The organism is Gemmiger sp. An194 (genome assembly GCF_002160145.1).
In the GTDB taxonomy this organism is placed as follows: Bacteria; Bacillota; Clostridia; order Oscillospirales; family Ruminococcaceae; genus Allofournierella.
Genome location: NZ_NFKA01000003.1, coordinates 1 through 22083, shown reverse-complemented (window position 1 = coordinate 22083; position 22083 = coordinate 1). Strand labels below are relative to the sequence as shown.

The 22083-nt window shown below is 60.4% G+C and carries 22 protein-coding genes; 18 read left to right on the top strand and 4 right to left on the bottom strand.

From position 1 onward, the window contains the following. Nucleotides 1–18: 18 nt before the first annotated feature. From B5F28_RS02425 to B5F28_RS02400, 6 genes are all read left to right on the top strand, one after another. Nucleotides 19–1716, top strand: coding sequence for an AI-2E family transporter (locus B5F28_RS02425; RefSeq protein ID WP_087293015.1), 1698 nt, complete (start codon nt 19–21; stop codon nt 1714–1716). 4 nt (nt 1717–1720) lie between these two features. Beyond that, on the top strand, nt 1721–2083 hold the full coding sequence (locus B5F28_RS02420) for a hypothetical protein (protein ID WP_087293013.1): 363 nt from the start codon (nt 1721–1723) through the stop codon (nt 2081–2083). Between the two features lie 4 nt (nt 2084–2087). Continuing rightward, complete coding sequence (locus B5F28_RS02415; RefSeq protein WP_087293010.1) at nt 2088–2801, top strand: hypothetical protein; 714 nt, start codon at nt 2088–2090, stop codon at nt 2799–2801. Continuing rightward, on the top strand, nt 2798–3919 hold the full coding sequence (locus B5F28_RS02410) for an AAA family ATPase (protein WP_087293007.1): 1122 nt from the start codon (nt 2798–2800) through the stop codon (nt 3917–3919). The genes B5F28_RS02415 and B5F28_RS02410 overlap by 4 nt, the downstream gene beginning before the upstream one ends. Before the next feature lie 328 nt (nt 3920–4247). Continuing rightward, nucleotides 4248–5378, top strand: a complete 1131-nt coding sequence (gene nagA, locus B5F28_RS02405) for an N-acetylglucosamine-6-phosphate deacetylase (protein WP_087293005.1) — start codon at nt 4248–4250, stop codon at nt 5376–5378. A 146-nt stretch (nt 5379–5524) separates the two neighbouring features. Further along, the gene (locus tag B5F28_RS02400; protein ID WP_158097490.1) at nt 5525–7024 is read left to right on the top strand and encodes an acyltransferase; all 1500 of its coding nucleotides are present in this window, start codon (nt 5525–5527) and stop codon (nt 7022–7024) included. Between the two features lie 67 nt (nt 7025–7091). On the opposite strand, the gene B5F28_RS02395 is transcribed toward B5F28_RS02400, so the two are convergent. Next, entirely contained in the window at nt 7092–7646 is a 555-nt protein-coding gene (locus B5F28_RS02395) for a cupin domain-containing protein (protein ID WP_087293001.1), read from the bottom strand. A gap of 69 nt (nt 7647–7715) precedes the next feature. Then, on the bottom strand, nt 7716–9056 hold the full coding sequence (locus B5F28_RS02390; protein WP_206423044.1) for a D-serine ammonia-lyase: 1341 nt from the start codon (nt 9054–9056) through the stop codon (nt 7716–7718). Nucleotides 9057–9533: 477 nt separating this feature from the next. Between B5F28_RS02390 and B5F28_RS02385 the strand changes: the two genes are divergently transcribed. After that, nucleotides 9534–10388 carry a Cof-type HAD-IIB family hydrolase gene (locus B5F28_RS02385; protein WP_087292999.1) on the top strand — a complete coding sequence of 285 codons (855 nt, stop codon included), beginning with the start codon at nt 9534–9536 and terminating at the stop codon, nt 10386–10388. A 33-nt stretch (nt 10389–10421) separates the two neighbouring features. Next, nucleotides 10422–10772: an arsenate reductase family protein gene (locus B5F28_RS02380; protein WP_087292997.1), complete on the top strand. Its 351-nt coding sequence runs from the start codon at nt 10422–10424 to the stop codon at nt 10770–10772. Between the two features lie 75 nt (nt 10773–10847). Here B5F28_RS02380 and B5F28_RS02375 read toward each other — a convergent pair whose 3' ends face one another. Next, entirely contained in the window at nt 10848–11156 is a 309-nt protein-coding gene (locus tag B5F28_RS02375; protein WP_087292995.1) for an AzlD domain-containing protein, read from the bottom strand. Further along, nucleotides 11153–11884 carry an AzlC family ABC transporter permease gene (locus B5F28_RS02370; RefSeq protein ID WP_087292993.1) on the bottom strand — a complete coding sequence of 244 codons (732 nt, stop codon included), beginning with the start codon at nt 11882–11884 and terminating at the stop codon, nt 11153–11155. Before B5F28_RS02370 ends, B5F28_RS02375 begins: the two co-directional genes overlap by 4 nt. 199 nt (nt 11885–12083) lie before the next feature. Here B5F28_RS02370 and B5F28_RS02365 point away from each other — a divergent pair, with 199 nt between their 5' ends. The 10 genes from B5F28_RS02365 to B5F28_RS02320 all read left to right on the top strand — a co-directional run. Beyond that, entirely contained in the window at nt 12084–12881 is a 798-nt protein-coding gene (locus tag B5F28_RS02365) for a Cof-type HAD-IIB family hydrolase (protein ID WP_087292991.1), read from the top strand. A gap of 12 nt (nt 12882–12893) precedes the next feature. Continuing rightward, nucleotides 12894–13373 carry a DNA-deoxyinosine glycosylase gene (locus tag B5F28_RS02360; protein ID WP_087292989.1) on the top strand — a complete coding sequence of 160 codons (480 nt, stop codon included), beginning with the start codon at nt 12894–12896 and terminating at the stop codon, nt 13371–13373. A 130-nt stretch (nt 13374–13503) separates the two neighbouring features. After that, on the top strand, nt 13504–14133 hold the full coding sequence (locus B5F28_RS02355; protein WP_087292987.1) for a 5-bromo-4-chloroindolyl phosphate hydrolysis family protein: 630 nt from the start codon (nt 13504–13506) through the stop codon (nt 14131–14133). Nucleotides 14134–14204: 71 nt separating this feature from the next. Beyond that, a complete protein-coding gene (locus B5F28_RS02350; RefSeq protein ID WP_087292985.1) occupies nt 14205–15374 on the top strand; it encodes a toxic anion resistance protein in 1170 nt (389 codons plus the stop codon). Nucleotides 15375–15377: 3 nt separating this feature from the next. Beyond that, a complete protein-coding gene (locus tag B5F28_RS02345; protein WP_087292983.1) occupies nt 15378–15944 on the top strand; it encodes a LemA family protein in 567 nt (188 codons plus the stop codon). Further along, a complete protein-coding gene (locus B5F28_RS15245) occupies nt 15941–16825 on the top strand; it encodes a TPM domain-containing protein (protein ID WP_087292981.1) in 885 nt (294 codons plus the stop codon). The genes B5F28_RS02345 and B5F28_RS15245 overlap by 4 nt, the downstream gene beginning before the upstream one ends. A gap of 47 nt (nt 16826–16872) precedes the next feature. Continuing rightward, nucleotides 16873–17979: a TPM domain-containing protein gene (locus tag B5F28_RS02335; RefSeq protein ID WP_087292979.1), complete on the top strand. Its 1107-nt coding sequence runs from the start codon at nt 16873–16875 to the stop codon at nt 17977–17979. Between the two features lie 185 nt (nt 17980–18164). Beyond that, nucleotides 18165–18545 carry a BlaI/MecI/CopY family transcriptional regulator gene (locus B5F28_RS02330; RefSeq protein WP_087292977.1) on the top strand — a complete coding sequence of 127 codons (381 nt, stop codon included), beginning with the start codon at nt 18165–18167 and terminating at the stop codon, nt 18543–18545. Between the two features lie 4 nt (nt 18546–18549). Then, on the top strand, nt 18550–21783 hold the full coding sequence (locus tag B5F28_RS02325) for a M56 family metallopeptidase (protein WP_087292975.1): 3234 nt from the start codon (nt 18550–18552) through the stop codon (nt 21781–21783). Between the two features lie 60 nt (nt 21784–21843). After that, nucleotides 21844–22083 (top strand): DUF3658 domain-containing protein (locus B5F28_RS02320; protein WP_247643382.1); only part of this gene is annotated, 240 nt, incomplete at its 3' end.

Here is a 22083-nt window from a genome sequence, read left to right as displayed (position 1 = left end):
TGAAAGGATGTAAAAATTATGGCAAGGGAAAATGCCATCCTCGATCAGGAAGAAAAAATCAATGAAGAGCTGACGGAACCGTTTGACCTTGATGCACTGGAAGAAAAGCTTGAAATACAGCTGGAAGAAGAACTTGCGGACATGGAGTTCCTGGCGGAGGAGAAAAAGAAAATTGGAAGCCCGGATAACCTTGGCAATGTTATCATGGATGTTGTCTGGGAACAGTTCCTCAACCAGATTGCGGTAACAGCAGGTGAGGATTTTATTGAAGAGAACAGAGGCCTTACCCTTGATCTGAGAACCGAGGCGCACATTCAAACAACAGAAGCCTTTGCCGAAGGAAAGATTGCTGCCCACAATACAGAAATCGATTATCAGCAACGGTACGATGATTGGCAGACCAATTTTGCAAAAGACGAAAACGGAAGTGTGCTTACTCATATGACGCGATCCGGAAAAGAGGAAGCGACGTTGAGCAAAGGTGCAAGACGCCCGTTTGACGAGAGCCGTCCCAAAGGTTCTGCAGAAAAGAATACCGATATGGACCATACGGTTCCGGCAGCAGAAATCATTCGCGACCCGGCGGCAAACGCACACATGACAAAGGAACAGCAAATTGAATTTGCGAACAGCGATGCCAATTTGAACGAGCTGGATTCCAGCCTCAATCGCTCCAAGAGCGACAAGTCCATGACGGATTGGCTCGATATGCCAAACGCCAGAGGTCAGAAGCCGGGGGAAATCTTCGAGATTAGCGCGGAGGAGGAGGCAAAGCTTCGCCAAAAGGATGCACAAGCGCGCGAAGAATATGAAAAGAGAAAAAAAGAAGCGGAGCAAAAGTCGATCAAAGCGGGCAAAACATCTCAGCGGGAAGAGGCGTTTCGCATTGGTGGAAAGGCTTTGCGTGCTGTACTCCTGCAGCTGCTGGCGGAGTTGATCAGAGAAATTATCGCAAAGCTGGTGAAGTGGTTCAAATCTGCAAAAAAAGCGCTGGATACCCTGTTGGATAGACTGAAAGAGGCGATTCATTCGTTTATCGGCAAAATGAAAACGCATCTGATCAATGCAGGCAGTACAGTATTCTCCACAGTGGCTACGGCGATCATCGGGCCTGTTTGGAACACCATCAAGAAAGTGTGGATGATGTTGAAACAGGGCTGGAGTTCACTCAAGAAGGCAATCAATTATATCAAAGATCCTGCCAACAAGGGTAAGCCAGTGGGAATCCTGCTCATGGAGGTAGGAAAGATTGTTATTGCCGGTTTAACGGGCGTGGGCGCATTGCTGCTGGGAGAGGTAATTGAAAAAGGCCTGATGACCATTCCGATTTTTGCGTTTGAAATTCCTTTGCTGGGAAGTCTGGCCAATATTCTGGGGATTTTTCTTGGTGCTGTGGTGGCAGGTATTATTGGTGCGATTGCCATCAATCTCATCGAGAAGCAAGTCGAAAAGCGCATGAAACGGGACATTGTCCATGCGCAGATAGAAAAGGGAAACAGGGTTTTAAACCTTCAGCATCAGGTCAAAGTTGTCAGCGGAGCAAAGCTGGAATATACCAAAGCAATGGTGGCGCACAGTATACATGACCGGCATATGGCGGCAGCCGGTAAGATGGAAGACTCTGTTGCAGTGATCCGGGCAAATTGTTCGATCGACGAAAGCGTTCAAGATACCTTTGATGATATCGATGCCCTGTTTGCAGAATTGGAGGATTAAACTTATGAAAAAAGTGTTTTGGATAGCGGGTTTGGCAATCGGTGTGGCGGCAATAGTAGTGTGTCTGCTGAACCGCAAAGACCAGGAATGTGCCGGATGTGCAAAGGCTCAAAATTCTGAGGAAAAAGAAGAATTCCCCACAGAAGATACAGCATTGACCTGTGACGCACCGGTTGCGCAAGAGACGGTGTACGAAGGGATGAAAGAGTCTGCCGTTGAAACAATGTATTACAGGCACAAAGCGGCTGCAGCTGCTGTCGGTGATTCTGTGGAAGCGATTCGCGAAAATGTGAAGGTTTCAAAGGACACAAGCGAAGCAATCGACGCAGTGTCTGCTGAATTAGACAAAATGATGAGTGAGGACTGAAAAAATGGGTGAACTGGCTATAAAGTATCATGACTTTGAAGAAGCGAAAGAAGAAATCAAAAAGTTTTCTGAACAAACGGTAACGGATCTGGACCTGAAAAGGGTGGAGTCTGCCAAGGGTGTGGGGGAATTTCTGGGCGATTGGCTGTTGGGCGGTGGTATTGGGCTGAACCACAAGGTCACCGGCGAAGAGCTGAATGAATTGACTGCCCAGATTCAAACTCACTTGAACAGCATCAATACCACGCAGATTCAATTGATCCGGGAGTTCGGCCAGGTATACAGTGCATTGGAGGCTTTGGATAAGGATTATATCCAGGCGATTCTGGTTTCCATTCAGGCAACCGAAGAAACCAGCCAAAGCATTCAGAAAACACAGGAGCAAATCAAAAAAATTGTTGAAAACCAAAAGAAAACGCTGGAAGGGCTGAAGAAATTTAAGGAGAAAATAGACGGTTATGCCCATCTGGATGATATCGATCAGATGTGGGAAGACTGCCAGAAATGGGGCGAAGAACTGGAGCGTCTCTCAACGATTGCAGACAGTGCTGCGGAAATCGTGAAGAAGGCGGAAGAAGTCAACGCTGCTGAAAACAAAATAGGGACGGCAGTGGAGTCTTTGAGCCGGAAGGTGAAGTACGCATACTGGATTGCGGGAGGGGCTGCAGGGCTTGCAATTATTGAGCTGGCATTTCTGGTTGTGAAGGTGATGGCATGAATAAATACGGCCAAGCACTGCTCAAGGCTGCATCAAAGCTGGATGCGGTCACAGATGCTTGCGGAGAAATCACCCGGCTGGCTTCTGCGATTGTAACCGATGGCAGCAGAACGGCCACAATCGCGCTTCTCAAAAGAATTTCGGAGACTGTCAGTGATCCCAAACGGAAGATTGAGGCCGCAAGAGCGGCTCAGCTTGTCAATTCCAGTTTGATTGAGTTTTATGGTTATTCCGCTATCCAGGAAATTTGTAAGCCGCAGGAAGAAGCGAACACGGATACAAGGTCCCTCCAGGAACTGCTGGAGGAACTGGATGCACTTGTGGGATTGGAAAAAGTGAAACATAAAGTGCAGGATCTGATCGTGTATCAAAAGGTTCAAAAAATGCGGCGGGAAAAAAATCTGTATTCTGAAAAAAGTACAATGCACCTTGCTTTTACCGGAAATCCCGGAACAGGCAAAACAACCGTGGCACGTATTGTGGGTCGGATCTATAAGCAGATCGGGTTACTGTCCAAAGGGCATTTTATCGAGGTTTCAAGAACAGACTTGATTGCGGGATATCAGGGTCAGACGGCGCTTAAGGTGAAAAAGGTGATCGAGCAAGCCAAAGGCGGAGTTCTGTTTATTGATGAAGCTTACAGCATCACGGAAAATGATCATTCCGATTCTTATGGCAGAGAGTGCCTGACGGAACTGACAAAAGCGTTGGAAGATTACAGAGATGATCTGGTGGTGATCGTCGCAGGGTACACGGAACCGATGAAAAGCTTTTTTGAATCGAATCCGGGTCTGAAATCGCGGTTCAATACCTTCATTGAGTTTGAGGATTATGGGCCGGATGAATTGGATGAAATTCTGGTTTCCATCTGCAGGAAAAATGATTATTGCCTGGATGAAGAAGCGAAGAAAAAAATTCATCTTTATTTTGAGCAGCAAACGGCCTCGAAGGATGCAAACTTTGCAAACGGCAGATTGGTAAGAAATCTGTATGATGATCTGGTAATGAACCAGGCAAGGCGAGTGGTCAGATTGGACAACCCGGGAAGAGAGGAGCTGTCAACGATTAAAGCCGAGGATATCGTTTCTGTACTTCATCAAATAGAAGGTGCCGTGTAACGGCCTGTGCGGAGAGAAAGGCATGGCCCTCCAGCTGCTGGGCGTTTAAAACATTGGAAAACTCCCCCGGACCCGGTGTGGTCCGGGGGAGTTTTTGCTCTTTACAACTGCATGGAAACAAACCAGTTTGCCCCCCTCTTTGGGCGTTTTTATTGTTTAATTTGCACAATTGCGTATTTTGCCCGCTGTCGATTGTTCCGGCCTGACGGCTGCGCTATAATGGGGCTAGAAAGCAGGCGTGCCATTGCCACGCCATAGCAGGGCGGGCAGTGCTTGCGCCGCCCCGGATCGCGCCGCAGCGCATGGATCAGGAAGGAGAGTATTTCCTATGATTATTAAGAATGGTCATATTTTCACCGCTCAGGGCCGCTTCATGCAGGCCGACATCAAGCTGGAGGGCGACCGCATTGTGGAGATCGCCCCCGCCGGTACCCTGGAGGGCGATGAGGTCATCGACGCCACCGGCAAGTACGTGACCCCCGGCTTTGTGGACATCCACATCCACGGCGCCGCCGGCAGCGACTTCTGCGACGCCACCACCGAGGATGTGGTGAAGATCAGCCGCTACGAGGGCAGCCAGGGCGTTACCACCTTCCTGGGCACCACCATGGCCTTCGATGAGGAGATCCTCACCAATGTGTTCGAGGCGGCGAAGCCCCGCTTCCATCAGGACGGCGAGGGCGCTGTGCTGCGCGGCGTGAACATGGAGGGCCCCTTCTTCAACAAGGCGAAGAAGGGCGCTCAGGCCGAGAAGTACATCGTGGACCCGGATTTTAACATGTTCCAGCGTCTGTATGAGAAGTCCGGCAAGAACATCCGTCTGCTGGATGTGGCTCCCGAGCTGCCCGGCGCGCTGTACTTCATCCGCAAGGCCAGCAAGATGTGCACCGTGTCCATTGCCCACACCTGCGCCACCTACGAGGAGGCCAAGGCCGGCTTTGCCGCGGGTGCGACCCACACCACCCATCTGTTCAACGCCATGCCCGCCTTCACCCACCGTGCTCCCGGCGTTGTGGGCGCGGCTGCCGATGATTCCGCCCATGTGGAGATCATCAGCGACGGCATCCACCTGCATCCCTCTGTGGTGCGCGCCGTCTTCGCCATGTTCGGCAACGACCGCGTCTGCCTGATCAGCGACAGCATGCGCGCCGCCGGTATGCCCAACGGCGAGTACAGCCTGGGCGGCCAGAAGGTCATTATGAACGACGGCAAGGCCACCCTGGAGGACGGTACCATCGCGGGCAGCGCCACCTGCCTGGCCGAGTGCTTCCGCCGCGCTGTGAAGTTCGGCGTGCCTCTGGAGACCGCCCTGAAGGCGGCCACCATCAACCCCGCCCAGGCCGTGGGCCTGTTCGACGAGGTGGGCAGCATCACCACCGGCAAGCGCGCCGATGTGCTGATCCTGAACAAGGAGACCCTGCAGCCCGAGACCATCTTCATCGGCGGCGTAAAGCAGTAATTTTTCCTCGGAAGCATTCGGGGGCTGCTGCATTGCAGCAGCCCCCTTTTTTCGCCGGCGTGGCATAAGCCACACCGGCTTTTTTGTATGCTTTTCTTTTGCGCTGTGCTGTGCTACAATCAGAAAAAAAGAAAAGGATGGGACCCATGCCAAAGCGCGCCGAAGACTATATTCCCTGGACCATTGAAGACCGAAACACCCCCGAGCAGCTGGAGCTGCAGCAGCAGCTGGAGCAAACCGGCTGCCGGTTTGGAGAAAACTGCTATATTTCGCCGGACGCGGTGTTCAGTAACGCCACCCTCCGGGCGGGCGACGACTGCATTGTGGCCGCGGACGCTCTGCTGCGCCAGGCGGCCGTCACCATGGGGGACAACTGCTCCATCAATCCCATGGCCTACCTGCAGGGGGAGATCCGGCTGGGGGACAACGTGCGCATTGCGCCCCGGGCGAACCTGATCGCGGAAAACCATGCCCACGGGGATATTTTTCTTCCCATCACCCGGCAGGGCCTGACGGCCGAGGGCATCACCGTGGGGGACGATGTGTGGATCGGCGCCCAGGCCATTGTGCTGGACGGCATCCATGTGGGAGCCCACAGCATCGTGGCCGCGGGCGCGGTGGTCACAAAGGATGTGCCGGAGTATAGCATCGTGGGCGGAAATCCGGCCCGGGTGCTGAAGAACCGCATCCGGGAATATTTCCGGGAGCCGCTGGCGCAGCTGTGCCGCAAGGTGGACCGGCAGCTGGAAACGCTGGTGAAGAGCCACATTGTAAACGGCGGCTATGTGGACACCTCGGACAACCAGCCCCCGGTGCGGGCCTGGTGCGACGCGGCGGAGCTGCTTGCCATGTTCCGCAAGCCCAATCCCCTGATGGAGCCCGCGGCGCTGCTGCAGACCATGGGCCGGATGCAGGAGGAGGAAATCGAATATCCGGTGCTGTGCCTGGGCTATGCCATGGAGGTGATGGGCGGACATCTGCCCCATGCCTACCGGGCGGCGGAGCAGTACACCGGCCAGCGGCTGAGGGAATATCTGGAGGGCTTTGACTGGAGCGCGCAGACCTGGCACGCGGGGCACTGCATCGACTGCCTGGGAACGGCCTTCTACCAGAACCAGAAATACTTCGGCCAAAAGGCAGACCTGGACACCCTGTTTGCCTGGCTGGATGAACACGCGAACCCCCAGACGGGAATGTGGGGCAGCGCCAATGCCATGGAAACGGTGAACGGATTTTACCGCCTGACCCGGGGTACCTATGCCCAGTTTGGCCGCCCGCTGCCCTATCCCGAACAGACCATCGACTATGTACTGAAGCATGCGGCGGACCCCCGTTATTTCGGCGAAAAAAACGGCACCGCCTGCAATGTGCTGGATGTGATCCATCCGCTCTGGCTGTGCAAAAAGCAGACGGACCACCGGTATGAAGAGGGCCGGGAATGGGCGCTGCAATGGGTGAAAAAGATTCTGGACAACTGGGAGGAGGAGAAGGGCTATTCCTTCACCCTTCAGCTGCGGGACAACCCCACCCTGATGGGCACCGAGATGTGGCTGTCCATTCTGTTCCTGCTGTGTGACTACATCGGAATCGGGGACCTGCTGTGCTATGCCCCCCAGGGCGTGCACCGGACGGTCACCGAGCTTTGAACATAATTTACGCCGGGCAAACAAAAAGCCGCCCCTTGCGTTTTTTGCAAGGGGCGGCTTTGCTGTTTTAAAAACTGGGCGGGGTGATGGCGAACACCGCCCGGAATTCCTCATCGGAATCATTCACCCACCGGTGGGGCGTGGAGGGTGGGATCTGCACCGAGTCCCCGGCGGTCAGCCGGTACACGCTGCCCTGCAGATGCAGCTCCGCCTGACCGCTGATCACATAGGTGACCTCCTCGCCGGTGTGCTCCCGGTCCGCCTCCGAGGAGGCAGTGTGGGCAGGCAGCTCCATCAGGCAGAATTCAATGGCGCAGTCCACGGTGGGGGTGAGCAGCTTGTACAGCACCTGCTCGCCGGGATGGCCGATGATCCGGTTCTCGCCCCGGCGCACGATCAGCCGCTCGGCGGGGGGCTCCTCCTTGAAAAAGCGGAACAGGGGCACCCGCAGCGCCTGGGCAATGTTCTTTAAGGTATTGATGGAGGGATTCACCGCACCGTTCTCGATCTGGCTGAGCATCGAGGGGCTCAGCTCCACCCGGGCGGCCAGCTCCCGCAGGCTCAGCCCGCTCTGCTTGCGGAACTGCTGCACCTTCCGCCCGATCTTCAGTTCTTCCTCCATGCCAGCGTCCCTCCGTTCTGTTGGTAACAGAACTGATTATACCACAAACCCGCCGGAGGGAAAAGCCGCTCAGTCCAGCACGGTGGCCAGATATTGCTCCCAGATTTCGGCGGGCACCAGACGGCCGCCGGTGGCCCAGGCGATCTGCACGCTGTTGTTGAGCACCTGTTCGGTCAGGTCGTGGGCGGCGCAGTAATCCCGGCTGCCGGGCAAAGTCAGCAGGCCACGGGGGCCCGCGAAGGCCGCGCAGCTGGAGGGCTCGATCCGCTTGCCCTCGCTGGCATCCAGCAGACGCAGGTAGTTGTAAAGGTTGGCGTCCGCCACCGTGAAGTCGCCGCTGACCAGATTGCCCAGTACCCGGGTCACAAAGCTGGAGGGAGAAGCGCAGGCCAGGCCGTCCGCATGGGTTTTGCCGGAAAGCCCGAAGTGGCGCACATTGGCCTTCTCATACTGCCTGGTGGCCATGCCCAGCAGCACCGAGGGGCACTGGGTGGGCTCCACCAGAAAGCAGTGTACATTATTTTTAAACAGCCGCTTGAGGCCGTAGGTGATGCCGCCGGGCGCGCCGCCCACACCGGTGGGCAGGTAGACGATCAGGGGATGGGCCGCGTCCACCACAATGCCCCGGTCGTCCAGCTGCTTTTTCAGCCGGCGGGCCGCTACCGCGTAGCCCAGAAACAGGTCCACGGATTTTTCATCGTCCACAAAATAGCTCATGGGGTCTTTGTCCGAGTTGGTCCGGCCCTCGGCCACCGCCCTGGAATAGTCGCCGCTGTATTCCAGCACCTCCACCCCGTGGCTGCGCAGCAGGTCCTTCTTCCACTGCTTGGCCTCGGCGGACATGTGCACCTTCACCCGGAAGCCCAACGCCGCGCTCATAATGCCGATCGACATGCCCAGGTTGCCGGTGGAGCCCACCTGCACCGTGTACTGGCGGAAGAAGGCCCGCATCTCCTCGCTGTCCAGCTTGGCGTAATCGTCGGTGAGGGCGAGCTTTCCCGCGGCGATGGCCAGGTCCTCGGCATGCTTGAGCACCTCGTAGATGCCGCCCCGGGCCTTCACCGAGCCGGCAATGGCCAGGTGGCTGTCCATCTTGAGCATCAGACGGCCGGGGATGGTGCAGTGATATTCCCGCTCCAGCGTCTGCTGCATGCGGGGGATGTCCTCCAGCGGCGATTCGATCAGCCCGCCGGTGGGCTCGGTCTCCGGAAAGCGGCGGCGGATGAAGGGCGCAAACCGGGCCAGCCGGGCCTCGGCATCGTCAATGGCTGCGTCCGGCACCACCAGCTGGCACAGCCCGTCGGTCATTTCCACGGGCAGATGGAGCGGGTTGATCCAGACCGTCTCTTCGGCGCGGGCCACCCGGCCCAGAGCGGGGTTTGCTGCAATGGCTGCCTGTACATCGATCATAAGGGTCCCTCCTGTAAAGTTTAAAAATAATTAACGGTTGTTCAACTGTATGTTCATTATAGATAAACGCCTGTTAAATGTCAATGGGGCAAAGCAAAAAAAATTTGCCCCTTGCCCCCGGTGCGGGCAGATGGCACAGAAAAACGGCCCCCGGCGGGCAAAAGTTTGGAGCGAGAAGGCGTGAAATTGCGGCAAAAAGGCTTTTCAAGCGCACTTCTTTTCGCTACAATGGGAAAAGTGAGGGCAATACCGCACAATTCCAGGTGGTGGAGCACGCCGGAAAATTTTTTGTGATATGAAGCAAAAAGCGCAGCCAATCCTTAGTGGATTGGCGAGCATTTTTGGAAAATAGCGCGGAAAATTTTGGCGTGATACGCCGCCTGAACCGTTCGGTGTGAATTGTGCGGTATTGCCTAAGACATTTCCCGGCCCCCGCTGCCCGGGCGGCGGGGGCCTTAACCAACAGGAGAAACTGCCATGAACGATACCATCAAAGTACTGGCGCTGGATTTGGACGGCACCCTGACCAATACCAAAAAGGAGATCACCCCCCGCACCCGCGCCGCGCTGCAGCGGGCGGCCGCCGCGGGCGTGCGCATCGTGCTGGCCAGCGGCCGGCCCACCGTGGGCGTGCAGTATCTGGCCAAGGAGCTGGAGCTGGACAAGCTGGGCGGTTACATCCTGAGCTACAACGGCGGCTGCATTCAGGACTGCGCCACCGGCAAGGTGGTGGCCCAGGAGGTCTTTCCCCCTGAGCTGGTGAAGCCGGTGTGCGACGAGGCCCGGGCCGCGGGCGCGGTTGCCATGAGCTACAACAGCGAGGGCGTGATCACCGAGCACCCCGAGGATGAATTCGTGCAGCTGGAGTGCTTCACCTGCCGGGTTCCGGCGATCCAGGTGGAGGATCTGGGCAGCTTCATCGACTTCGATGTGAACAAGATCCTGCTGAGCAAGGACCCGGACCAGATCGCCCACGTGGAGGAGCACATGCAGCGTAAGTTCGCGGGCAAGCTTTCCATCTACAAGAGCATGCCGTATTTTCTGGAGATCATGCCCCTGGGCATCGAGAAGGCCCAGAGCCTGCGGGCGCTGCTCACCATCCTGGGCCTGACCGAGGAAAACCTGATGGCCTGCGGCGACGGCTGGAACGATATCTCCATGATCAAGCTGGCGGGCGTGGGCATCGCCATGGGCAACGCGGTGCCGCAGGTCAAGCAGGCGGCTACCTGGGTCACCGCCGACAACAACCACGACGGCGTGGGCCTGGCGGTGGAGAAGTTCATCTTCGGCGAAGAGGTGGAGCTGCCCCCGGAGGAAGAGTTTTTGTTCTGAGCCGACCGGTTCTGAGAAAAGAGGAGAAACACCATGATTACCTTTGTGTGCTACGACAAATGCACCACCTGCCAGAAGGCGAAAAAGTGGCTGGACGAGCAGGGTGCAAGCTATACTGCCCGCCCCATTAAAGAGGAAAACCCCACCGCCGCCGAGCTGGCCGATTGGCAGGCCAGAAGCGGCCTGCCGGTGAAAAAGTTCGTGAACACCAGCGGCCTGCTGTACAAGTCCATGGGCCTGAAGGACAAGCTGCCCGCCATGACCGACGCAGAGATTTTTGACCTGCTGGCCACCGACGGCATGCTGGTCAAGCGGCCGATTCTGGTTACCGACAAGGGTGTGTTCCCCGGCTTCAAGGCCGAGGAGTGGGCCAAGCTGCTGTGATATTTTAAAAAGATAAAACCGTGGAGACCGGACCTTTTCCGGCTTCCACGGTTTTTATTTTTTGCCTGAAAATAGTCACAGCAGCGTCAGCAGGCGCTCCACCACAAAGACGGTCACGCAGGCGCAGGCGGCCACCGTGACCAGGCCCCGCCCGGCGAAGCCCACCGCTACCGCCACCACCAGAGCCGCGAAGGCGCTGATCGGGCTTTCGGTGGCCGAGAGGATGGCCGGGAAGGTCATGGCCGCAAGGCAGGCGTAGGGCACATAGAACAAAAAGGACCGCAGCCGCCGGTTTTGAATCTTCTTTTGCAGCAGCGTCAGCGGCAGCATGCGGATGAGATAGGTCACACCCGCCATGACCAGCAAATACCAGAAAAGACTCATGCGTTTGCCTCCTCATTCTCAGCGGGCTGCTCGTCCGCCAGGTCCACCGGGAACAGCCAGGCCCCCAGCGCGGCCGCCGCCAGCGTGCTTACGATAATGGCAAAGCCGCTGGAGATGAATTTCAGCAGCGGCACCCAGGCGATCAGGCAGCTGACGATGACTGCCGCCGCCACCACGATGCGCACGCTTTTCAGCTGGCGCATGGGCGGCACCACAATGGCCACGAACATGCTGTAGAGCGCCACGCCCAGCGCGCTGCGCACCGCCGCATTCAAAAGACCGCTGGCCACCGCGCCGCTCAGGGTGCCCAGGGTCCAGCCCAGAATGGGCAGGGTGGCAAGGCCGTACATGTAGGCCGGGGTCAGCGGCGAGGTGCGTCCCATGGCCACCGCGAAGATCTCGTCGGTGTTGGCAAAGGCGATGGTCATCCGCCGCCGGGTGGTGAACTCCGGCCCCAGCCGCTGGCTCAGCGAAAGGCTCATCAGCGCATAGCGCAGGTTGATCACCAGCTGGGTGAGGGCCAGCTCCACCAGCGAGCCGTGGGCCAGGATCACCGTGAGCCCGGCGAACTGCCCGGCACTGGTCAGATTGGTCAGGCTGATGAGCCCGGCCGTCAGCGCCGAAAGCCCGCCCTTCACCGCCAGAATGCCGAAGGTGAAGCTCACCGAAAAATAACCGATGCCGATGGCAAGCCCGTCCGCAAGGCCTGCCCTGTATTCCCCTTTCATGGGTGTGTATCCCCCTTACAACAAAAGTGCTGTATCACATTATACAAATAAAGTGGTGGGAAGTAAAGAGTGGAATTTCGGGCCGGTCCGGCCTGCCGCCAGCCTTGCCCCCGGCGGGCAAATGCCCTATAATTACAATCAGAATCAGACGGACCGGTTTATGAGGTGCGCAACAACAGTAAGAGGGGTATTTTGAAGTATGCAGTATAAAGCAATCGTTCTGGATGTGGACGGCACTCTGGTGGCCCACGGCGAGCCCAGCGCCCGCCCGGCGGTGGCCGCGGCGGTGAAGGCGGCCCAGAAAAAGGGCGTGAAGGTGGTCATCGCCAGCGGGCGCACCAGCTTTGCCATCGAGCCGCAGATTCTGGGCGGCATCAAGCCGGACTACATGGTCTGCGCCAACGGCGCCCAGATTCTGGACCGGCAGGGCAAGCTGCTCTACAGCCAGGACCTGACCGCCGAGGAGATGTACGCCCTGGTGGACTTCTTCGAGGATTTCGACTATCCGCTGGCCTTCAATTTTGAGGATAACTACTACGTCTATGTGGAATACAAGGCAATGTGGGAGTTTTACAAAAAAGCCACCGGCCACGGCGAGTACGTGCTGGACGGCGAGGACCAGGACCGCCATCTGGAAAGCATGCCCTTCGGGGCGTTTGCCATTCTGCCGCCGGAGCAGGTGGAGGACTTCCAGGAAAAATACGGTTATCTGGGCCTGAAATTCGTGCCCTACCGCCCCGGCTACTACGATGTGATGCAGGCGGATGTGGACAAGGCCCGGGGCATGGAGCGGCTGCTGGAAATTACCGGCTGGAAGCCGGAGGAGCTGGTCTTCATGGGCGACAACGACAACGACGTGGCCATGCTGCAGCTGGCGGGCTGCTCGTACTGTATGGCCAACGGCTCGGAAAAGGCCAAAGCCGCCGCCAAGCACATTGCCCCCGGCGTGGAAGAGGAGGGCGTGCGCCAGGTGGTGGAAGCGCTGTTTTTGAAGTAAGGGGGAAATTCCATGAGCTTTGAACCGGTGTATGGCCCTGCAAGCCGGGCGCTGATCCTGGGCAGCTGGCCCAGCCCCAAAAGCTGGGAGGAGGGCTTTTACTACGGCCACCCCCGCAACCGGTTCTGGCCGCTGCTGGCAAGGCTGTGCAGGTGCGAAACGCCCGGCACGGCGGAGGAAAAGAAAGCCCTGATTTTGACCCACGGTCTGGCCCTCTGGGATGTGCTGGAACACTGCACCATCGAGGGCGCGCAGGATGCCACCATCCGCGACCCGGTGCCGGTGGATCTGAAACGGGTGCTGGAGGCTTCGCCCATCGAGGCGGTGTTCTGCAACGGGGCGGCGGCGTACACGCTGTACGGCCGGTTTTTGCAGCCGGTGAGCGGCATTCCCGCCGTAAAGCTGCCCAGCACCAGCCCGGCCAACGCGGCCTGGAGCCCGGACAGGCTGACCGCCGCCTGGGGCGCGGCGCTGGGGCCGTTTCTCGGGTGAACGGGGCGGAAAATACTTTCTTTCACTAAAGAGGTTTAACACCCTGTTCATTGATTTTTCGGGGTGCGGTTGGTATCATAAAAGAATAAAGATACAGCACGCTTTTGGCGCGGTGTTGGAGGTAACAAGTATGAGCAAATGGATCGAGGTGCGCCGCAAGTCGGTGCTGCCCTGGTATTTCGCCGGGTTTGTCTGGCTGGTGGGCGCGCTGGTGCTGCCCATCTATCAGCTGTGGGCGCTGGCGGTGGTGGCGGTGCTTTCGGTGGCGGGCTTTTTTGCCGCCCGGCGCATCTGCCCGGATGTGGTCAGTCGTAAGGAGGTGCCCTTCATGACCGGCCAGGAGGACGCCGACCAGATGCTGGCCCTCATTGACCAGAAGCGCAAGGAGCTGCACCAGCTCAACGTGCGCATCGAGGACGAACCCCTGAGCGCCGCCATGGACCGGATGGAAAAGGCCTGCCTCGGCATTCTGAACGAGGTGGAGCAGCACCCGGAAAAGGCAGCCCAGGTGCGGCGGTTCGCCAATTACTATCTGCAGGACGCGGTGAAGATCCTCACTCTTTACGCCGAGCTGGAAGAGAAGGGCGTACAGGGCGAGAACGCGGCTGGGGTGCGGGCCGAGGTTGCTCAGAACGCCCAGACCATCGCCACCGCTTTTGAACATCAGCTGGACAGCCTGTTCGCAAGGGATGCACTGGACATCAGCACCGATCTGGAAGTGCTGAACGGTATGCTGAAGGGCCAGGGCCTTGTGGACTAAACGGCGACTCCGCAGCCAGCCGACCGGCGTGAAGGATGCGGCATTGCCAGAACAGAAAGGAAGCAATCAAGATGGACGACAACAAGATGACCCCCGAACTGAATTTCGACAGCTTTGACGCAACCGCCATGCCCAGCCTCACGCTGGAGGTGGAGCAGCCCAAGGAGGAAGCCAAGCCCGAGCCCGCCCCCGCGCCGGACCCGCTGGCCGAGGAAGCCGCCAAGCTGAGCCCCGAGGAGCAGAAGATGGTGGAGGAATTCGCCAATAAAATCGACGTGACCAACAGCCAGATGGTGCTGCAGTACGGCGCAGCTACCCAGAAAAAGGTGGGCGACTTCAGCGAAGCTGCTCTGGATAAGGTCCGCACCAAGGACCTGGGCGAGGTGGGCGAAGCCCTGGCCAGCCTGGTGGGTGAATTGAAAAACTTCGACGCCGAGGAAGAGGAGTCCAAGGGCATCTTCGGCTTCTTCAAGAAGGCGGGCAACAACATCGACCAGATGAAGACCAAGTACGCCAAGGCCGAAACCAACGTGGAGCGCATCGAGGCCATGCTGGAGGCCCATCAGGTGCAGCTGCTCAAGGACATCGCCCTCATGGACAAGATGTACCAGATGAACATGCTCTACTTTAAAGAGCTGACCATGTACATTCTGGCCGGCAAGAAGAAGCTGGCCCAGGTGCGCGAGACCGACCTGAAGCAGGCCATGGACAAGGCCAAGGCCAGCGGCCTGCCCGAGGACGCCCAGGCGGCCCGCGACCTGTCCGACATGTGCGACCGGTTCGAGAAAAAGCTGTACGACCTGCAGCTCACCCGCACCATCTCCATCCAGATGGGTCCCCAGATCCGCCTTCTGCAGAACAACGACACCATGATGGCGGAGAAGATCCAGACCAGCATCGTGAACACCATCCCCCTGTGGAAGAGCCAGATGGTGCTGGCGCTGGGCCTTGCCCATTCCCGTCAGGCCATCGACGCCCAGCGCGCCGTGAGCGACATGACCAACGAGCTGCTGAAAAAGAACGCCGCCGCCCTCAAGCAGGGCACCATCGACACGGCGAAGGAGTCCGAGCGGGGCATCGTGGACATCGAGACCCTGCAGCAGACTAACAAGAGCCTAATCGAGACCCTGGACGAGCTGGCCAAGATCCAGACCGAGGGCAAGCAGAAGCGCGCCGCCGCCGAGCAGGAGCTGGGCCGCATCGAGGGCGAGCTGAAACAAAAGCTGATGGAGTTGCACTAACAGATGAAACAATTGGCAAAGCTGGAACAAAACCTGCCCGCCGTGCTGAAAAAGACCGGCGTGCCCCAGGCCGCGGCGCTGGTGCTGCTGGCGGTGAGCGTGTTCGGCATCGGCGGGGCCAAGCTGGCCGGGTATTATAACGATACCATGGCGGGCTTTACCACCGGCAAATACAGCATCACCGCCGACCTGGACCAGCGGGTGAGCGCCGCCGCCAACGTGGTGACGGTGGCCAAGAAGATCGCCGGAGTGGACCAGACCCTGCTCACCGCCGCCGAGGACGCGGTGAACGCGCTGAGCGCCCCCCTGGGCCCGGCGGATACCTACGCGGCCAACGAGACGCTGGACGCTGCGGTGGAGGCGCTGTACGACGCAGCCCTGCCCCTGGCGGACGACACCCAGAAGGACCTGCTCGGTGAGCAGCATTCCGAGTTCATGAGCCGGGGCACCATCCTGCGCAACAGCTCTTATAACGAAGAAGCCGAGCAGTTCAACAAGGACCGAAACGCCTTCCCGGCCAGCCTGATCGGCGCGCTGTGGGGCGTGGACGAAGCGGAGTATTTTGCATGAAACAGGCAATCAAACGGCGGCTGACCGGCCTTGTGCTGTCGGCCATTCTGCTGACCGCGCTGGCCCTTCCGGCCTTCGCGGCCGACATTCCCGCCGCCCCCAGCGGCCATGCGGTGCTGGACCAGGCGGGCGTACTCAGTCAGGAAACCATCAGCACGGTGGACGGCTACAACAACGCCCTTTCCTCCACCGGGGCCCAGATCGCTGTGCTCACGGTGGACTTCACCGGGAACTTGAGCATCGACGACTACGCCCTGCAGGTGTTCAACGAGTGGGGCATCGGCGACAAGAAAAAGCAAAACGGCGTGCTGTTCTTGCTGGTGACCGGCGATCAGAACTACTACTGCACCCTGGGCACCGGCCTTGAGGGTGAAATCACCTACAGCCGGCTGAAAAGCCTGCTGAACGACTACGCCGAGCCCGGCTTTGCCAAGGGCGACTATGACGCCTGCGTGACCGAGTTCACCGGCGCTGTGTACAGCGAGCTGTGCAGCCTGTACGGCATCACCCCGGGCGAGGGGCAGCCTCAGCCGAAGCCGGTGGAAAACGACGACAATGCCGAAACCATGCTGATCCTGATCGTCACCGTGGTGCTGATCGTGGTGGCCATTGCCCTGAGCAGCCGCGGCGGCCGTGGCGGCGGCGGTGGTGGCGGCGGCCGTGGCCGTGACGTGGTGTTCTGGCCCCTGTTCCTGGGCGGCTACAGCCGTCCCCGCTATCATCACCGGCCCTACCACCGGCCCCCGCCGGGCGGCTTCGGAGGCGGCTTTGGCGGAGGCGGCTTTGGCGGAGGCGGCTTCGGCGGCGGTGGTTTTGGCGGCGGAGGCTTCGGCGGCTTCGGGGGCGGCGGCTCCCGCGGCGGCGGCGCCGGCCGCGGCTAAGGCCCGGAGAACCCATCTGCCAACAGCGATGTGAGGAGAGGATTCCATTGAAGAAAAACGCGGTGCGGCTGGCGGCAGCCGCACTTCTGGCGGCGCTGCTGAGCACAGCGGTGTTTGCGGCCGGTTATCCGGCGGCGCCCCAGGAGAATTTTACCAAGGACGAGGCGGGCGTATTAAGCGAAGCCACCATTCAGGCAGTGGACGAGCTGAACGCCTCGCTGGAAGCAAGTGGCGCCCAGATCGCCGTGCTCACGGTGAGCACCACCGGCGAGGAGTACATCGACGATTACACCTATGGTGTGTTCGATACCTGGGGCGTGGGCAGCGCCGAGCAGAACAACGGCGTGCTGTTCCTGCTGGCCATCGACGACCAGAACTACTACTGCGCCCTGGGCGCGGGGCTGGAGGGCAGCGACCTTGCCGCCGACCTGCAGACCATGCTGAACGAGTCCGCCGAGCCGGGCTTTGCGGCGGCGGATTACGATGCCTGTGTGACCGAATTCACCGGCGCGGTGGCCGAGAGCCTGCGCGCCATGTATGGCCTTTCCGCCGAAACACCCGCAGTCAGTGAACCGGCCAGTGTGCCGGATAGCGCGGCGGCGGTGGCACCGGTGGCCCCGCAGCCCACGCAGCAGCCCCTGGCCACCCAGGCACCGGTGCAGGCAGAGGAAGAGGATGTTCCCTTTGCGGCAACGGTTCTGGCTTACCTGTTTGCAGCGCTCGTTCTTTCTCCCTTTGTATTGCTTCTGATCTGGGCGCTCAAACGGATGGCGAGAGAGAGCAGCACACCGGTGTATACCACCCGCACCACCACCGACACCTCCGACGGGCCGGATGTGGTGTATGTGCCCTACCCTGTGGAGACTGACCGCTACGACCGGCGGGACCGGCGCAGGCACAGAATGCCGCCTCCGCCTCCGCCCCCGCCTCCGCCGCCGAAAAAGCAGAGCATCTTCGGCGGCGGGCGCTCGGAACGCCCGGCGGAGAAAAAGCCGGATTCCAGCCGGTTCGGCGGCGGTCGTTCCTCCGGCTCGGGTGCGGGCCGTATGGGCGGTGGACGCTCCGGCGGTGGTTCCGGTGTGGGCCGTTCCGGCGGTGGACGCTCCGGCTTCGGGGGCGGCGGCTCCCGCGGCGGCGGCGCGGGCCGGGGCTGATGGCCTGTGTGGCTCCCTGCTGCAGAAAACTGAATAAAGAAAGCGCTCGTGCTTTGGCACGGGCGCTTTTTTTACGCCCGACGGGCGGGGGGAAAGGGAATTTAAAAATTTTGGTTGACAGCTGTCTACCTGTCTGTTATGCTTAGGGTAGACAAGAGACTACCTTTTTGAGGGAGGGAACAAGCATGAATGTGGAACTGTCTGCCGGGGAGTGGAAGCTGATGAATCAGCTGTGGCAAAATGCCCCCCGCACCATCACCCAGCTGGTGGCCGACCTGGCCGATGACACCGGCTGGTCCAAGCACACCGTCATCACCATGCTCAACCGGCTGGAGGCCAAGGGCGCGGTGCGCCACGAGGAGGGCGGCCGGGCCAAGGAGTATTACCCGGCGGTGGAAAAGGCCGGGGTGGCCCTGCGGGAGACCGAGAGCCTTTTGGACCGCATCTACGGCGGCAGCCTGGGCCTTCTGGTCAACGCCTTTGTGGAGCAGAAGGGCATCAGCGAAAGCGAGCGCGCCCAGCTGCTGAAGATTCTGGAAGAGGCCCCCGGCGAAAAAGGAGAGTGATCGTATGCTCGAGCTGCTCATTACCTCCAGCCTGCTGATTCTGGCCGTGCTGGCGGCGCGGGCGCTGCTGGCCGGGCGCATCAGCCGCCGGATGCAGTACGCCCTGTGGGGCCTTGTGCTGCTGCGGCTGCTGCTGCCGGTCAGCCTGCCCCAGAGCCGGGCCAGCGTGCTGAACGCTTTGCCGGACACCGCACAGGTCAGCCTGACCCGCCCGGAAGAATTTTCCGGCGAGACGCTGCCTGTCCCGGTGGACACGGCAATGCAAAATGAAACCGATACTGCCCCGGAAACCGACCTTGCTCAGCCCGCCGAAACCGGCGGCGCTCAGGCGGGAATTTCCGGCGGCGTCGCGGAGATTGCTGCCGGTACCTCCGGCAGCGAAGCGCACCCGGAATGGTCGCTGAACCCGGCGGCACTGCTGCCTGTGGTCTGGGCGGCGGGCGCTGTGCTCACCGGCGGGGCGCTGGTCTGGGCCAACCTGCGGTTTTCGCTGCGGCTGCGCCGGGAACGGTGTCTGCTGGATATTACCCCGGAACGCACCGGCGGCCTGCCGGTCTACCTGTGCCACGATCTGGCCAGCCCCTGCCTGCACGGGCTGATTCATCCGGCCATCTACCTGAACCCGGCGGCGCTGCAAAGCCCCGACCGGCTGGAGTTCGTGCTGGCCCATGAGAAGGCCCACCATCGCCACAAAGACCACCTCTGGGGCGCGCTGCGCTGCTTTGTTCTGGCGGCATACTGGTTCGACCCGCTGGTCTGGTGGGCGGCGGCGGTCTCCAAGCGGGACTGTGAGCTTGCCTGCGACGAGGCGGTCACCGCCGCCATGGAAGAAGCCCGGCGGCGGGACTACGGCCGCTGCCTGGTGGAGCTGATTCCCCGGCGCGCGCCGGGCACCGCGCTGCTGGCCGCCACCTCCATGAGCGGCACCGCCCATTCCATGCAGCAGCGGTTAAAGGCTATTGTCACCGCGAAAAAGCCCCGGCGGGCCGCCATCGCCCTGACGCTGGCGGGCGCGGTGCTGCTCACCGCCTGCACCTTCACCGGAGCGAGAGAAAAGACCATCGCCAGCGCCGACGAGCTGATCGGCGAGGGCGAGACCGTGCGCCGCCGGGTGAGCTGGCAGCAGGAGAGCGGCACCCAGGAGATCATTCTGGTGCAGGCCAGCGCGGCCCCCGAGGGCGAGAGCCTGCGGGACGGTCAGGGCTGGTTCAGGCTCTATTACTGGAACAGCAAACGGGACAACACCGCCGAAAACACCCTGCATTACGAGGGGCGGCTGTCCAACCGGCAGCCCATTCAGGTGATCGCCCAATTTGCGGACGGCAGCATGGGAGACTACGCCCGCCCCACCGCCGACGACACCGTGCAGCTGTTGGAGGTGCATCTCTACCAGTCAAACGGCGACTCGGTCTGGTACGACTGGCGGAGCGGCGAGCTCTCGGCCCAGCCGGAGGAGACCCCCGAATACAATACCCCCGAGTCGGCCACTGCGTCGATACAGGACGATGTGCTGCAGCAGCTGGTGGGCAGCCTGCAGTCGGCGGAGGGCGGCATCCGGTTCACCATCCCAGCCGTCGCGGGCTGGACCGGGGAGGACTGGCATCTCACTCTCTGGCGGCTGGACGGCGGCGAGGGCGAGCCCCTCACCCAGGGCCTGCCGGAGGTGTTCACCAGTCAGGACTGGCAGCCGGGCCAGAGTTATCTTGTGCCCGCCGACTGCCTGATCGACGGCCCGGTCACCCTGATCGTCCGGCTGAGCAATGAGCCCGGCCAGGATGTGCTGACCGGGAATATGGCCATCGCGGTGCATGATGTGTTCTCGATGGCAACCGGCATCTACGGCGACCAAACCGCCCATCAGACCATTCGGACCAGAACCGACGCGGAGCTGATCGCCGAATATCCGGCCTCCGAGCGGGAGCAAACCGGGCGCCAGCAGGCGCTGGAGCAGCTGTGGGCCAGCTGCATCTGGCAGGAGCAGAACTTCACCTTCACCATTCCGGCGGACCTTTCCCCCAACGAGGTGGAGCTGCGCTTCGGCTGGGCCAACGGGAGCACCTTCATGTTCTCGGAAATCAGCTGGGGCGAGCGGGGAATCCGCCTGAAGCTGAACCGCAGCAGCGCCGACATCACCATGGTCAGCGATGAGCAGGGGCTGTTCACCGGCCAGACCTGGCAGCCGGGCGATACCATCACCGTGAACGGCGCGGGCCGGGGCAATGTTCAGCCGGTGCTCTTGCTGCGGGACAAGACGACGCGGGAAGAGCAGAAGATCTGGCTGCCCGCTTCGGCCCAGCCGCTGCCCACGGTGATCCCTGCGCCCGACGACTCGGGCAGCGCCGCCCCCCAGGCGGATTATGAGTTCTACGATGTGGAACCGGCGCAGACCGAGGAATTCAACCGGCGGCTGGACGCCCTGCTGGAGGGCATTCAGTACAGCCAGGGCGGCCCCCTCACCGTGACCATCCCCGAAACCGCCGAATCCGGCGAGTGGGAGCTGCGCCTCTTGCGCTACAACGAGAGCCGGGGCAGCTGGACCATCGTGTCCGCCGGTCTGCCGGATGCCTTCGTGAGCCAGGGCTGGCAGCCCGGCCAGCAGGCGACGGTGAACGCTGAAACCATGTCCGGGTCCGATTGGAAGATGGAGGCAAAGAACACGGTGCTGGGCGGCTGGGTGCAGTTCCGGCTGGGCCTGTCCGGCACACCGCTTGCGCCTACCCCCACCCCCATCCGCCCGGAAGCCGACCAGCAGGCGCGGGCGGATGAGGCCGAGCAGCAGTATGAGAACTGGGTGGCCAGCCAGTCCACGCTCAGCCCCACGCCCACCCCCATGCCCATCGAAACGCTGGGCGGCGAGGGCTACCCGGCGGGCCGGGTGCGCGCCCAGGGCTCGCTGGAGCTGGACGGCCGCACCCAGGATCTGGTGGCTTTGCAGATTCAGCCCCCCGAGGACGTGACCCTGGCCGAGGACGAGATCTATCTGCAACTCTACTACCGGGACAGTCAGGCCGCCAACCCGGAGTTTGTAAAGGCCTTTGCCGGGCAGGTGAGCGTGTACCAGACCTTCACCATCGATTACCGGGACGAAGAGGGCTGGCTGGTGACCCATTCCAGCCCGGAAGACGCGGCGTCCATGGAGCTGGTGCTCTGCCTGAACAGCGAGCCGAAGGGCAGCACCTCGGGCAAATGGCGGCGCTACACGGTGGACAAAAACGGCATCACCACCAGCGAGGCCTGAGCAAGCCCATTCTGCGCGAACCCCCAAGTATATACCGGCCACACCGGCCAAAGGGTGCTGATGGTTTCATCGGCGCCCTTTTTTGTGCCGGTGCGCTTTGACAGCCGCTTTGCTTCGTGCTATAAACAGTATGAAACCATCATCCGTGGACAGGCCTGCGCCGGGCGCTGGAAGGAGCTGCAGCGGGAGAACGCGCCCCTGCGGGTTTGCCTGAACGGTGGGCTGCAGAGCATGCCGGAAAATTTTTACGACAGCTTCCTTCTGCGGGAGCTGGAGCGGCTGCCGGAGGAATTTCTGGAG